Consider the following 13356-nt stretch of genomic DNA (forward strand, 5'->3'; position numbering starts at 1 on the left):
GGGTAACGGTAGCGCCGTCGGCCGCATCGAAAGCCCCTGCAGGCCGGGGGAACCGCCGGGGCGGCCTGCGGAGTTACCCATGCGGGGGAAGTGCGCCGCGAGGACTCAATAGGGTGCTCGTTCGCGCCGTTGCGGAACTGAACGGATCGGACCCCCCCCCGGCCGTGACGGAAGGACACCAGGATGACCAGCACGGCGGAGCCCGCTGCGGTGCTCGGCCGTCCGGACGTGCCCCGTCCCGGGGGTGACCTGTCGACGCTGGACTCCGACCCCGCTCTGCAGGGCCTGGTCCGCGTCGCGGCAGCGGTCACCGGCATGACCCGGTCCTCCGTGATCACGATGGACACCGCCGTCATGCGGGTGCTTGCCGCGCACGGCTTCCGCGGTGCCTCCTGGCCGCGCCGGGGCTCGATCGTCGGCGTGCTGCTGGAGCGCGGTCCGGGTGTGCAGACCTGCGACGACCTGGGGACCGAGCCGCGGTTCGCCGGGAGCCCCTGGGTCGACGGCCGACGTGGCGGCATCCGGGCGTTCGGCTGCGTGCCGATCGTGGTCGACGACGTCACCGTCGCCGCGTTGTGCGTCTTCGACCACGCGCCCCACGCCTTCACCGACGACGACCGGGCGCGGCTGGCCGACGTGGCCGTGGCTGTCACCTCCCTCGTCCGCGCCGAGCAGCAGGCCCGCCAGCTGGCCGACCTCGCCGCCGCGAGCCAGCTCGCCCGGGCGGAGATCTCCCGCGCCCACAGCGAGCTGGCCCGGTCGACGGCGTTCACCCGCTCCCTGCTCGAGGTGCTGCCGGTCGGGGTCATCGGCGGGGACGCCGAGGGACGGGTCACCCTGTTCAACGCCACCGCGCGGGACTGGCACGGACTGGATGCCGACCCCTCGGTGGCGGTCGAGGACATCCCGGGCACGTTCGGTCTCACCGACATCCACGGCACCCCGCTCGCCTACGAGGACGTCCCGTTCAGCCGGGTCTACACCGAGGGGCGCGTGGACGAGGCGGAGATGGGCATCGCCGTCCCCGGCCGGCCGCTGCGCCGCGTCTGCGGCTCGGGCGTGCAGGTGCTCGACGCCGAGGGCGGCATGCTGGGCACCGTGGTGACCCTGACCGACGTCACCGAGCAGCGGGCGTTGGAGGCGGCGCTGCGCGAGGCGGCCCTGCACGACCCGCTCACCGGCCTGCCCAACCGCAACCTGCTGCTGGACCGGCTGGGGCAGAGCCTGGCCGCCGCCGAGCGCGCCCAGCGACCCATGGCCGTTCTCTACTGCGACCTGGACGGCTTCAAGCCGGTCAACGACACCGCGGGTCACGCCGCCGGCGACGAGGTGCTCGTGGAGGCCGCGCGCCGGCTCGCCACCGCCGTCCGCCCCGGCGACACCGTGGCCCGCATCGGCGGCGACGAGTTCGTCGTCCTGTGCCCGGAGGTGGGCAGCGAGCAGGCCGCGCAGATCATCGCCGACCGCATCACCGCCGCCTTCGACCAGCCGCTGCGGCGGGCCGGCGGCGACGAGCACGCGGTCGGCATCAGCATCGGCGTGGCCCTGTGCCAGGCAGGGGACACCGCCGACACGGCGCTGGCCACCTCCGATGCCGCCATGTACCGGGTGAAGGCCTCCCGGCGCGGCTGACCGCGCGCCTCCTGTCCCCGGTCGTCCCCGGGGCACCCGCTACCGTGGTCGGCGGAGAGAGTCGCCTGCCCGAGCCCCGCCCGGCAGTGCCGTGCGGAGGAGAGTTCGTCGTGATCTGGTCGGTCGTCCTGGCCGCGTTCGTCCTGGTGCTCCCGGTGGAGCTGCCCGACAAGACGCTGTTCGCCAGCCTCGTGCTGGCCACCCGCTACCCGCACTGGCCGGTGTTCGTGGGTGTCGGCGCCGCGTTCGGCCTGCAGGTCGTCATCGCCGTCACCGCCGGATCGCTGCTCTCCCTGCTGCCCGAGGCGCTGGTCAGCGGGGTGGTGGCGCTGCTGTTCGTCGTCGGCGCGGTCCTGCTCTGGCGCAGCGCCGAGGACGGCCCCGAGGACGCCGAGGACGCGCCCGACCGCGAGGGCACGTCGTTCCTGCGGGTCGCGGCCATCTCCTTCGGCGTGCTGTTCGCCGCGGAGTGGGGCGATCTCTCCCAGCTGGCCACCGCCGGGCTGGCCGCGCGCTACGACGCGCCGCTGTCGGTCTTCATCGGGGCCTGGGCGGCGCTGCTGGTGGTCTCCGGCCTCGCGGTCTTCCTGGGCAAGAAGCTCGCCGACCGGTTGCCCATCCCGCTGATCCGCCGGGTGGCCGCCGGGCTGTTCCTCGTGTTCGCCGTCGTCGCCGTCGTGGAGACCGTCCGCGCACTCACCTGACCGCGCCCTCGAGCGGGCCGGTCCCCGCGGTGACGGCCGGCACCAGGGTCGCCTCCAGCAGCAGGACGTCGCCGTCGGAGGTGACGATCGCGCCGGGCAGCAGGCGCCGTGCCAGCCAGAGTGCCGCGTCGTTGTCCGGCTGGACCCTCGCGGTGAGCGTGGTGACGCCCCGCTCGGCTGCGAGGGCCGTGAGCGCGTCGAGCAGCTGGCGCCCGATCCCGGCACCCTGCCAGCCGTCCTCCACCACGACGGCGACCTCCGCCACGGACGGGTCCAGCGGCGGGCGGTCGTACCGGGCGACTCCCACCACCTCGTCCCCGACGACGGCGACGACGGCCTCGCGGAGATCGTGGTCGACGACGACGAGGAACCGGAGCAGGTCGTCGGGGAGCCGGCGCACCGCGGCGTGGAACCGCCGGTACACCGTCTCGGCCGACAACCGGGGCCACATCCGTCGGAAGCGCACCTCGTCCTCCGGCCGCACCGCCCGCACCGACACCGGGATCACCACCCCTGAGTTCATCAACCGAACCTAGAGCTCTCCCTCGAGGTTCGTCAAGTGAACCCAGACCGGTCTAGACTGCCTCCATGAGCGAGGCGTCCTGGGACCGGTCACAGTGCTCGGTGGCGGGCACGCTCGGTGTGGTCGGGGAGAAGTGGAGCCTGCTCGTGCTCCGCGAGGCGTTCCACGGCGTGCGCCGGTTCGCCGACATCCAGCGGTTCACCGGCGCGCCGAAGGCGGTGCTCACCGACCGGCTCGCCACCCTGGTCGAGCACGGCATCCTGCGCCGCGAGCCGTACCAGGCCGAGGGCGCGCGCCAGCGGCACGAGTACCGGCTGACCACCAAGGGCCTCGACCTCTTCCCGGTGCTCATCGCGCTCATGGAGTGGGGCGACAAGTACCTCGCGACCGGCGACGTCCCCCCGGTCGCCCTGGAGCACCGGGACTGCGGCTCAGCGGTGCACCTGGGGCTGCGCTGCGACGAGGGGCACGAGGTGGGCTCGGCACGCCAGGTGCGCGCGATCCCGCAGGGCGCCGCGCTCAGCGCGGGCTGACACCCGCCGACGATCGGGCGACCAGCACCCGGAAGACGTTCTCGAGCCGGTAGCCGCCGTCGGCGGCACGGAAGGGCTCGACCGCCTCCAGGACGCCCTCCCGCAGCTCCCCGCGATCGGTCCGGCGGGCGGCCGTGCGCGCCACCGGCGTCGCCAGCAGCGGCTCCAGCAGGGCGTCGGCGTCCGCGTAGTCGACGGGGACGACCACCTCGGCGAGGGACTCGACGTGCAGCCCGGCCCGCTCGGCCATCGCCACCAGCCGCGCCGGTTCGCTCACCGCCGCCGGCCGGACCGGACGCGAGGGCGCCAGCGCCTGCTGCAGCACGCGCAGGTCGCACTCGGAGTCCCGGCCCCAGACCGTGGCGGCCACGATCTCGCCCACCCGACCGGCCCGCCGGAGCACCGCCACCGGGTCGGCGACGTGCATGAGCAGCTGGACCGCGGCGACGACGTCGAACGGGCCGGCCGGCGGATCCTGGGCGTGGCGGGCGAGGAAGATCCCCTCGGGTACCCGCTGGGCGGCCTGCGCCACGGCGTCGGCGTCGAGGTCGACCCCGGTCACCCTGGCTCCCCGCTCGGCCGCGGCACGGGCGAGCAGACCGACGCCGCAGCCGAGGTCGAGCAGGCGCGTGCCGGCGCCGACGGCCGTCGCGTCCAGCACCGCCTCGTACAACGGCGCACCCCAGCCGCTCGGTCCCTCGCTCACCAGGACGACCCTAGGCGGAGAAGCCGCTTGACCCTGACGCGACGTCAGGCCGCACGCTCGTCGTCGTCATGGGAGGAGGAACCCGATGAACGTGGGTGAGGTCGCCGCACTGGCCGGTGTCACGGTGCGCACGCTGCACCACTACGACCGGATCGGCCTGCTGTCGCCGTCCGGGCGCACGGCGGCCGGCTACCGGCAGTACTCGCCGGCCGACCTGGACCGGTTGCACGCGGTGCTGCTCTACCGGGAGCTCGGGTTCCCCCTCGAGGAGGTCGCGGCGCTGCTGTCCGAGGGCGCCGATCCCGCCGAGCACCTGCGCCGCCAGCACCGGCTGCTGCGGGACCGGCTGGAACGCACGCAGGCGATGGTCGCGGCCGTCGAGAAGGAGATGGAGGCGCACGCCATGGGGATCTCACTGACCCCGGAGGAGCGGTTCGAGGTGTTCGGGGAGCACGACCCCGCGCAGTACGAGGCGGAGACGCAGGAGCGCTGGGGCGAGACCGATGCGTACGCGGAGTCCCGCCGCCGCACGAGGATGTACGCCAAGGAGGACTGGCTGCGGATCAGGGACGAGGGTGCCGAGGTGGAGCGCCGGTTCGCCGAGGCGCTGCGCTCCGGGGTCCCCGCCGACTCCGAACAGGCGATGGACGTCGCCGAGGCGCACCGGCAGCACATCACCCGCTGGTTCTACGAGTGCTCGCCGGAGATGCACGACGGGCTGGGCCGGATGTACGTCGAGGACGAGCGGTTCACCGCGCACTACGAGGAAATCACCCCGGGGCTGGCGCAGTACGTGAGCACGGCGGTCCAGGCCAACGCGGTGCGCCAGGCCTGAACCGGTGGCTCAGACGCGGATCAGCAGTTCGCCGTGCAGCATGCCGAGCCAGCCGTCGTCGGCGTCCCGCCAGCGCCGCCACGCGTCGGCGATCTGCTCCAGGTCCGCCGCCGTCGCCAGGCCGTAGGCGACCGCCTGCTCCGCGAAGGACGACGCCGTCGCACGGCCGGCCCAGGAGTTCCCCCACCACGCCCGCTCGTCGCCGGTGGCGAAGCACCAGGCGGACGTCGACGCGGTCACCTCTCGCAACCCCGCGGCGTGCGCCCACGACAGCAGCCGCCGCCCGGCGTCGGGCTCGGCGTCGTTGGCACGGGCCACCCGCCCGTAGAGCGCGAGCCAGCGGTCCAGCCCGTCGTCGGTGGGGAACCAGGTGGTGGCGGCGTAGTCGACGTCGCGCACGGCGAGCACCCCGCCCGGCCGGCACACCCGGGTCATCTCGCGCAGCGCCGCGACCGGGTCGGTCAGGTGCTGGAGCACCTGGTGGGCGTGCACGACGTCGAACGAGTCGTCGGGCAGGTCGAGGGCGTAGACGTCGCCCACACGGAACTCCACGCCGACCCCGGCCCGGGCGGCCCCGGCGCGCGCCTCCCTCAGCGGATCGGCCGAGAGGTCCACGCCGAGCACCCGGCCCGGGGCCACCCGCGAAGCCAGGTCGACGGTGATGGTGCCCGGGCCGCAGCCGACATCGAGGAGGTCGAGCCCCGGGCGTAGCGAGGGGAGCAGGTAGCCGGCGGAGTTCTCCGCCGTCCGCCAGCGGTGGGACTGCAGGACCGGCTCGGCATGGCCGTGCGTGTAGGTGTCCACGGGGAGATCCTGCGGCGTGCGTCCCGCAGTGTGGAACGACTTTCTCAGGGAATGAGAACGTCCTCGGCCAGCACCCGCGCGGCGACCTCCACCGCCCGCTCGCGGTCGGCGGGCACCAGGCCGATCCGGGTCCGCCGGTCCAGCAGGTCGGCCACCGTCCGCGCCCCCTCGTACCGGACGGCGAAGCGCAGCTCCCCCACCGTCTCCGGGCGCCCGGCGACCACCCGAGCCGGCCCGAGCGCCTCGACCAGCGGCGCCTCGGTGCCGTAGCGGCTCACCAGCCGCTCCGGTGCGGCGACGCGTGCCAGCGCGACCCGTGGAGCGGCCCCGACCAGCGGCAGCCGGGCGGTCGTCGTCCGCGCCACCCCCCTGCCCAGCCGCGCGACGACGGCGTCCACGGTCTCCTCCGCCATCGCGCGGTAGGTGGTGAGCTTCCCGCCGACCACGGTGAGAACCGGTCCGTCCCAGCGGAGCAGGTGCTTGCGGGAGAGGTCGGCGGTGGCGTCCCCGGGGCCGGTGCCGGCCGCCTCCGGGAGCACGAGCGGCCGGTACCCGGCGTAGGACCCGACGAGGTCGCCGCGGGTGAGCGGCTCGGCGAGCACCTGGTTCACGGTGTCCAGCAGCTGCTGCACCTCGGCATCGGAGGGCTGTGGGTCGCCGTCGGGCACCGGCCCGTCGACCGGCTCGTCGGTGATGCCCAGGTAGACCAGGCCACCGGGCTGGGGCAGGGCGAAGACGTAGCGCGAGCGCGACCCCGGCAACGGCACCGTCAGCGCCGCCGACGGTGACCCCAGCCGGTCGGCACGGACGACGAGGTGCGAGCCGCGCGAGGGCACCAGCCGGACCTGCGGCGCCAGCCGCTGCGACCAGACGCCAGCCGCGTTGACCACCACACCGGCCCGGATCCGCAGGTCCACGCCGTCGACCCGCGCGTGCACCTCGGCGCCGTCCACCGCGACGACGTCGGCACCGGTGACCACCCGCGCCCCGTACGCCGCGGCCGTGCGCGCCAGCGCGACGACGAGCCGGGCGTCGTCGGTCAGCTGCCCGTCCCAGAACACGACGCCACCGGCTCCCGGGCGCACGCCCGGCGTCAGCCGGGCGACGTCGTCGGCCCGGACCCGGCGGGTCGAGGGCAGCGAACCGCGGCCGCCGGCGACGGAGAACCGCACCGCGTCGCCCAGCCGGCCACCGAGGCCGGCCAGCGCCGACACGTCCCGGCCGGCGGCGTCCGGGACGAGGAAGGGCAGTGGGCGCACCAGGTGCGGCGCGGTGGCCCCCATCAGGACGGCCCGTTCGCGAGCGCTCTCGCGGGCCAGCCCGATCTCCCCGTGCGCGAGGTAGCGCAGCCCGCCGTGCACCAGCTTCGACGACCACCGGCTCGTGCCGGCCGCCAGGTCGTCCCGTTCCAGCAGCGCGACCGACAGGCCGCGCGAGGCGGCGTCGAGCGCGACCCCGGCACCGGTCACCCCGCCGCCGACCACGACGACGTCGACCGTCGCGCCGGCGAGCCCCGCGACATCCCGGGCGCGCCGGGCGGGCGACAGGGACGTGATCACCTGGCTCCCTCCCCGGACGGCACCGGCAGACTGTAGCCGTGTCCGAGCAGCCGGAACTGACGATCCAGGGGTGGGGCCCGCCCTCCACCGGAACCGCCGAGCAGGCCGGCGACGGCCTCGACGGCGTGCTGACCAAGGCCGCCCGCCGGCACCTCGAGCGTGAGGTGGGCTGGACACCGCGCGCCACACCCCCGGTCCCGGTGGAGGAGATCCGGCTGGCGCCCTCGCGGTTGCCGGAGGAGGACCGCGATGCCCTGGTCGACCTGCTGGGGCCGGAGAACGTGCGGACCGACCGGGAGTCCCGGCTGCGGCGCGCCGGGGGCAAGAGCTACCTCGACCTGCTCCGCCGTCGTGGGGGCGACGCCTCCGACGCGCCCTGCGCCGTCGTCCTCCCCGGGACCACCGAGGAGACCGCAGCGCTGCTGACGCTGTGCAGCGAGCGGGGCATCGTCGTCGTCCCCTTCGGGGGCGGGACAAGCGTCGTGGGCGGGCTCGCCGGCGTCGACCCCGACGACCGGCCGACGATCGTCGTGGACCTGGGGCGGATGGCCTCGGTGCAGGCGCTCGACGTCCCGTCCTCCCTGGTGACGGTCGGCCCCGGCATGCGCGGACCGGCTCTCGAGGAGGCACTCGGCCGCGAGGGGCTGACGTTCGGGCACCTGCCGCAGAGCTGGGAGTTCGCCACCCTCGGCGGCTACGCGGCGACCCGGTCCGCCGGCCAGGCGTCCACCGGCGTCGGCCGCTTCGACGAGCTGGTCGCCGGGCTCACCCTCGCCACGCCGTCCGGCGTGCTGGAGCTGGGCCACCCGCCGGCCACGGCCGCCGGACCCGACCTGCTCGGGCTGGCGCTGGGCTCGGAGGGCACGCTCGGCGTGATCACCGAGCTGAGGCTCCGGGTGCGGCCGAAGCCCGCCGTCGCCGCCTACGAGGGGTGGTCGTTCCGCACCTGGCCGGCCGGTCTGGCGGCGCTGCAGAACCTGGCCCGGCACGACCTGCTGCCCGATGTCGTCCGGCTCTCCGACTCCGACGAGACGCGCGCCAACCTGCTGATGGCCGGCGGCACGGGCGCGAAGGCGCTGCGCGGCATGCTGCGCGCGCGGGGACACGGCGAGGGGTGCCTCCTGGTGCTCGGCTGGGAGGGGCTGCCCGACCTCGTGCACGCCCGGAAGCGCGCCGCCGCCTCCCTGCTCCGCGACGGCGGTGCGGTGCGGCTGGGCCGCCGGGTCGCCGAGTCGTGGCGTGCCCACCGCTTCGGCGCCCCCTACACGCGGGACCGGCTGATGGACGGCGGCCTGCTGGTCGAGACGCTGGAGACGGCGGCCACCTGGTCGGCACTGCCCACCGTCTACGACGCGGCCCGCACGGCGCTGCGCGAGTCGCTCACCCGCGGCGGGCGCGAGCCACTGGTGATGAGCCACGTGTCGCACGGGTACGCGACCGGCGCCTCGCTCTACCTGACCGTGCTCGCCGACCGGGACGACGCGCTGCCGATCCAGCAGTGGCTGACGGCGAAGCGGGCCGCGACCGATGCGCTGCTGGCCGCCGGCGGCACGCTCACCCACCACCACGCCGTCGGCGCCGACCACCGGCCGTGGCTGGAGCGCGAGATCGGGCCGCTGGGGGTCGAGGTGCTGCGGGCGGTGAAGGAGCGGGTGGACCCGAAGGGCATCTGCAACCCGGGCGTCCTCCTCCCCGACTGACGGCTGCCGTGATGATCAGGTGACCTGATCGTTCCGGGTCCTCCCTCACGGTCGACCGCGAGGGAGGACCCGGAACCGTGAGGGAGGAGGCGGTCAGGAGGTGGTGGCGATCCCGCCGTCGACGGGGATGACGGCGCCGGTCACGTAGGAGCCCGCCCGCGAGGACAGGTAGACGACGACGCCGGCCATGTCGTCCGGGCGGCCGATCCGGCCCAGCGGGGACTTCGCCGCGATCTCGTCCCCGAACGCGTCGAGGGTGGCCGCCATCATCTTGGACTCGAACGGGCCGGGCGCGACGGCGTTGACCGTGATGTGTCGCGGCCCCAGTTCCTTGGCCAGCACGCGGGTGAGCTGGTGCAGCCCCGCCTTGCTCGCCGCGTACGAGTACGTGGGCATCGGGTTGACGTGCAGGCCGTCGATGCTGCCCACGTTCACCACGCGCGCCGGGTCCTCGGCGGTCGCCGCGGCCTGCAGCCTGGGCAGCAGTGCGCGGGTCAGGAAGAACGGCGACTTCAGGTTGAGGTCGAGCAGCTTGTCCCAGGCCGACTCGGGGAAGGTCTCCAGCGGCTCGCCCCAGGTGGCGCCGGCGTTGTTGACCAGGATGTGCACCTGCTCCTCGCGACCGCCGACCTCCTCGGCGAGCCGCAGGCACTCGGCCTCGGTGGAGAGGTCGGCGGGGATCGACACGACGGTGCCGAACTGCTGCAGCTCGGCGACGGCGGCCTCCCCGGCCTCGGCCTTGCGCGAGCTGATGTAGACCTTCGCCCCCGCCTGCAGCAGACCGCGGGCCATCATCAGGCCGATGCCCCGGGTGCCCCCGGTGACGACGGCCACCTTGCCGGTGAGGTCGAACAGGTCCACGAGGTACCTCCGGGTGTCTGCTGCGGGATGCGCGCGGTCGCCCCATCGGCGCCTCGGGCACCCTAACGAGGCGCCTCCGCCACTCCGTGCCGGGCGCCGCCCCAGGAACCTGTGCCAGCCTTCGAGCATGATCCAGCCCGCGCCGCCCGCTCCCGGAGCCACCAGCGAGGTCGGTCGGCTGCGCACCGTGCTCCTGCACCGACCCGGCCCGGAGCTGCGCCGGCTGACCCCGCGGAACAACGACCAGCTGCTCTTCGACGGCGTCCCGTGGGTGGCTCGCGCGCAGGAGGAGCACGACGCGTTCGCCCAGGCCCTGACCGACCGGGGGGTCGAGGTGCTGCACGTGGCGACGCTGCTGGCCGAGGTCCTCGCCCTGCCCGCGGCGCGCACGGAGCTGATCGGCGCCGCCGTCGACGACCCCCGCCTGGGCGCCACGCTGCAACGCGACGCCACCGACCACCTCGCCTCGCTGGCCCCCGACGACCTCGCCTCGGCGCTCATCGCCGGGCTGGCGCACGACGAGCTCCGCGGCCACGGCCTGGCCTACCAGCTCATGGACCGGTCGGACTTCGTCGTCCCCCCGCTGCCGAACCTCCTGTTCACCCGGGACTCGTCGGTGTGGATCGGGGACGAGGTGGCGGTGACCTCGCTGGCCATGCCCGCTCGCCACCGGGAGAGCACGATCACCGCGGCGATCTACACGCACCACCCGCGGTTCGCCGACGCCCAGCAGCTCTACGGCGCGGAGCTGGAGCACCTGGAGGGCGGCGACGTACTCCTGCTGGCCGAGGGGGTGGTCGCCGTCGGCGTCGGTGAGCGGACGACGCCCGGTGGTGCGGAGCGGCTGGCGCGGCGGCTCTTCGCCCGCGGCCTGGCGCACACGGTGCTCGTCGTCCCCATCGCGCAGGAGCGGGCCACCATGCACCTGGACACGATCGCCACGATGGTCGACGCCGACGCGATGGTCATGTACCCGGCGGTGGCCGACTCGCTGGTCGCCTGGACCGTCCGCGCCACCCATGGCTCCCCGATCGCGGACGACGCCGACCTCGCCGTCACGGGGCCGGAACCCTTCCTGCAGGCCGCCGCCATCGCGATGGGCATCGACAAGCTCCGGGTGATCGACACCGGGCTGGACCCGGTGACCGCCGAGCGGGAGCAGTGGGACGACGGCAACAACACCCTGGCGCTCGCCCCGCGACTGACCGTGGCCTACGAGCGCAACACGGTCACCAACGCCGCGCTCGAGGCCGCCGGGATCGAGGTCGTGCGCATCGCCGGCTCGGAGCTGGGCAGCGGTCGCGGCGGCCCCCGCTGCATGTCCTGCCCGGTCTCCCGAGCAGCGCTCTGACCGGATCGAGCTACCCCGGGCGGACCGATCCGTCACAGTCGGTCACGGCGCACGGGACCGATCGGTTCCGCAGCGAAAGAAGGCTTCGCGGCCCCGACGTGCAGTGATGCACTGCACGCGCCCTGCAGCCCATCCCATGGGGGACGTCCGTGTCCAAGCTCCTGCGACTACCGCTCGCCCTGCTCGTGGTCCTGTCCATGCTGTTGCTCTGGGCGGGCACCGCCTCCGCCGACGGGGAGGGGACGGACGACGTCGTCTCGGAGCTGACCCCGACGGAGCCGGCGGAGAGCACGACGCCCGCCCCGACGACCACGCCTGCAGCTCCGACGACCACGTCCTCGGAGGAGCTCCGCTCCCAGACGCTCGAGACGTGGACGCTCCCGGGCGAATCGACGTCGCCGTCGACGTCGACCGCGACCACCACCTCCGCGAGCCCGACCACGACGCCGGGCGGCGGCGAGGGCTGCATGCCCGAGGGTGACGGCGGTCCGATCCTCGCCCAGGGCGGGCTGACCCCGGTGCCCGAGGACCCGGAACCGCCGTGCGTCCCGACCTGCGAGGAGTTCGTCGACTGGCTCGTGGACCTGCTCACCACGCCCCCCGACCTCCCCGACATCCCGGTGACCACCCTGACCGCGATGGACAGCCCGTCGGACTTCCTGGCGCTGCCGGAGGCCGCCCAGGAGGAGCTGCTCGCGCTGTTCACCGACGCCTTCCCCGACTTCCCCGAGTTCGAGGACCCTGCGGACGCACTCGCGGCCTTCCTGAAGCTGCTGCTCTGCTCCGAGATCCCCGGAGGTGAGGAGCCGCCGCCGACCACGACGCCGCCCACCAAGCCGATCACCCAGCCCACCGTCGTCACGTACGCCAATTGCGACGACGCACGGGCCCGCGGTGCAGCACCGGTGTACGCCGGCCAGCCCGGATACGGCCCACACCTGGACAGCGACAGTGACGGCATCGGCTGCGAGCAGGAGACCGTGACCCCGGTGGCGTACACGACGACAACGTCGCCGCAGCTGGCATACACCGGTTTCGACGCCGCCCCGTTCGTCGCGGGGGGCGCGGCCCTGGTCGCGCTCGGCACCCTCACGGTGCTGGCCGGCAGCCGCCGCCGGAGCTGACGGGCCGGTCCGCTCAGCACGAAGGCCGCTCCCCACCGACGTGGGGGGCGGCCTTCGTGCGTGCGGAGGTCAGCGCAGGGTGATCTGGCGGGACAGCAGCCCGGCCCGCGCCCGCCGCTCGTCGGCGTCCAGCGGGGTGGTCACCGTCAGCGCCTTCTCCAGGCGGGCCTGGAACTCCGTCGCCGGCCCGATCCACTCGGCGGCCGGGGTGTCGGCCGGCAGGTCCCACACGGGGACGACGAGGCCGTGGGCCCGGAAGGCGCCGGCGTAGCGGGTGCCCTCGCCGAGCAGGATCTCCTCGGCCGCGGAGAGCCGGGCGAGGGCGTCGAGCAGCTGCTCCTCCTTCTCCGGCCGCACCCAGCGCAGGTGCGCACGCTCGTTGCCGGGCCGCACCCAGTAGGCGGCCTCCAGCCCCTCGAGCCGGACGGTGGGCAGGATCGCCTCGTTGGCCTGGCTCAGCCCGGCCCGGGCCGCGGCGCCGGGCTCGGTGCCCTCCAGCCAGAAGTCGAAGCTGTCGTGGACCACGACGTCGAGCGGCTTGGAGAGATCCAGGATCTCCTGCAGGCGCGGGCCCGCGGAGCCGGCGCCACCGATGGGGCCCGGGTCGACCGGCGCGCCCTTGGGTGCCTCCAGCGCCGCGGCGAGGGCGGTCCCGAGGTCGCGGCTCACGTCGTCCGACGACGTCGCCAGCTGCGCGCCGACGAGGATCTCCCCGTTGGCCCGCACGAGACCGGGCGCACCGCCGGGCAGCACGCTGGCGAGGGTGACCTCACGACCCTCGGTCGTGGTCAGGGTCGCCGTCGCGGCGGGGACCAGCTCCCGCAGCGCCACCCAGTCGGCCTCGCCCGGCAGACCCTCGAACGGACGGGTGACCGGCGGGGCGTAGCCCGAGCCGTGGCAGTGCTTGTAGCGGCGACCCGAACCGCACGGGCACGGCGCCTTGGGGTTGATGCCCTCCGCAGCGGGGGCGGCGGGGGCGGTCGAACGCTTGCGGGAAGCCATGGGTCCCAGCGTATGTGGGCCC

13 protein-coding genes are annotated in these 13356 nt (G+C 74.7%); 7 read left to right on the forward strand and 6 right to left on the reverse strand.

The window, feature by feature from the left end:
- Positions 1 to 183: 183 nt before the first annotated feature.
- A complete protein-coding gene (locus tag DQ237_RS10810; RefSeq protein WP_113799976.1) occupies positions 184 to 1632 on the forward strand; it encodes a sensor domain-containing diguanylate cyclase in 1449 nt (482 codons plus the stop codon).
- Positions 1633 to 1742: 110 nt separating this feature from the next.
- Positions 1743 to 2336: a TMEM165/GDT1 family protein gene (locus DQ237_RS10815; protein ID WP_113799978.1), complete on the forward strand. Its 594-nt coding sequence runs from the start codon at positions 1743 to 1745 to the stop codon at positions 2334 to 2336.
- Here DQ237_RS10815 and DQ237_RS10820 read toward each other — a convergent pair.
- On the reverse strand, positions 2329 to 2859 hold the full coding sequence (locus DQ237_RS10820) for a GNAT family N-acetyltransferase (protein ID WP_113799980.1): 531 nt from the start codon (positions 2857 to 2859) through the stop codon (positions 2329 to 2331). The genes DQ237_RS10815 and DQ237_RS10820 overlap by 8 nt on opposite strands.
- Before the next feature lie 65 nt (positions 2860 to 2924).
- On the opposite strand from DQ237_RS10820, the gene DQ237_RS10825 reads away from it, so the two are divergent.
- Positions 2925 to 3392, forward strand: coding sequence for a helix-turn-helix domain-containing protein (locus tag DQ237_RS10825; RefSeq protein WP_113799982.1), 468 nt, complete (start codon positions 2925 to 2927; stop codon positions 3390 to 3392).
- On the opposite strand, the gene DQ237_RS10830 is transcribed toward DQ237_RS10825, so the two are convergent.
- Positions 3379 to 4098, reverse strand: coding sequence for a class I SAM-dependent methyltransferase (locus tag DQ237_RS10830; RefSeq protein ID WP_166509573.1), 720 nt, complete (start codon positions 4096 to 4098; stop codon positions 3379 to 3381). The genes DQ237_RS10825 and DQ237_RS10830 overlap by 14 nt on opposite strands.
- Positions 4099 to 4183: 85 nt before the next feature.
- On the opposite strand from DQ237_RS10830, the gene DQ237_RS10835 reads away from it, so the two are divergent.
- Positions 4184 to 4933 (forward strand): MerR family transcriptional regulator, encoded by a 750-nt coding sequence (locus tag DQ237_RS10835; RefSeq protein ID WP_113799986.1) that lies wholly within the window; start codon positions 4184 to 4186, stop codon positions 4931 to 4933.
- A gap of 9 nt (positions 4934 to 4942) precedes the next feature.
- Here the strand turns inward: DQ237_RS10835 and DQ237_RS10840 are convergent, their stop codons facing one another.
- The gene (locus tag DQ237_RS10840; RefSeq protein ID WP_113799988.1) at positions 4943 to 5737 is read right to left on the reverse strand and encodes a class I SAM-dependent methyltransferase; all 795 of its coding nucleotides are present in this window, start codon (positions 5735 to 5737) and stop codon (positions 4943 to 4945) included.
- 44 nt (positions 5738 to 5781) lie between these two features.
- The gene (locus DQ237_RS10845) at positions 5782 to 7296 is read right to left on the reverse strand and encodes a glycerol-3-phosphate dehydrogenase/oxidase (protein ID WP_113799990.1); all 1515 of its coding nucleotides are present in this window, start codon (positions 7294 to 7296) and stop codon (positions 5782 to 5784) included.
- 38 nt (positions 7297 to 7334) lie between these two features.
- Between DQ237_RS10845 and DQ237_RS10850 the strand changes: the two genes are divergently transcribed.
- Positions 7335 to 8996: an FAD-binding oxidoreductase gene (locus tag DQ237_RS10850; RefSeq protein ID WP_113799992.1), complete on the forward strand. Its 1662-nt coding sequence runs from the start codon at positions 7335 to 7337 to the stop codon at positions 8994 to 8996.
- A 93-nt stretch (positions 8997 to 9089) separates the two neighbouring features.
- On the opposite strand, the gene DQ237_RS10855 is transcribed toward DQ237_RS10850, so the two are convergent.
- Entirely contained in the window at positions 9090 to 9857 is a 768-nt protein-coding gene (locus DQ237_RS10855; protein ID WP_113799994.1) for an SDR family oxidoreductase, read from the reverse strand.
- Between the two features lie 127 nt (positions 9858 to 9984).
- Between DQ237_RS10855 and DQ237_RS10860 the strand changes: the two genes are divergently transcribed.
- On the forward strand, positions 9985 to 11208 hold the full coding sequence (locus tag DQ237_RS10860) for an arginine deiminase (RefSeq protein ID WP_113799996.1): 1224 nt from the start codon (positions 9985 to 9987) through the stop codon (positions 11206 to 11208).
- A 149-nt stretch (positions 11209 to 11357) separates the two neighbouring features.
- Entirely contained in the window at positions 11358 to 12332 is a 975-nt protein-coding gene (locus DQ237_RS10865; protein WP_240619563.1) for an excalibur calcium-binding domain-containing protein, read from the forward strand.
- Positions 12333 to 12401: 69 nt separating this feature from the next.
- Here DQ237_RS10865 and DQ237_RS10870 read toward each other — a convergent pair whose 3' ends face one another.
- Positions 12402 to 13334 carry a DUF5926 family protein gene (locus DQ237_RS10870; protein WP_113799997.1) on the reverse strand — a complete coding sequence of 311 codons (933 nt, stop codon included), beginning with the start codon at positions 13332 to 13334 and terminating at the stop codon, positions 12402 to 12404.
- Positions 13335 to 13356 lie beyond the last annotated feature (22 nt).

The organism is Blastococcus sp. TF02-8, from assembly GCF_003319175.1.
Taxonomy (GTDB): Bacteria; Actinomycetota; Actinomycetes; order Mycobacteriales; family Geodermatophilaceae; genus Blastococcus.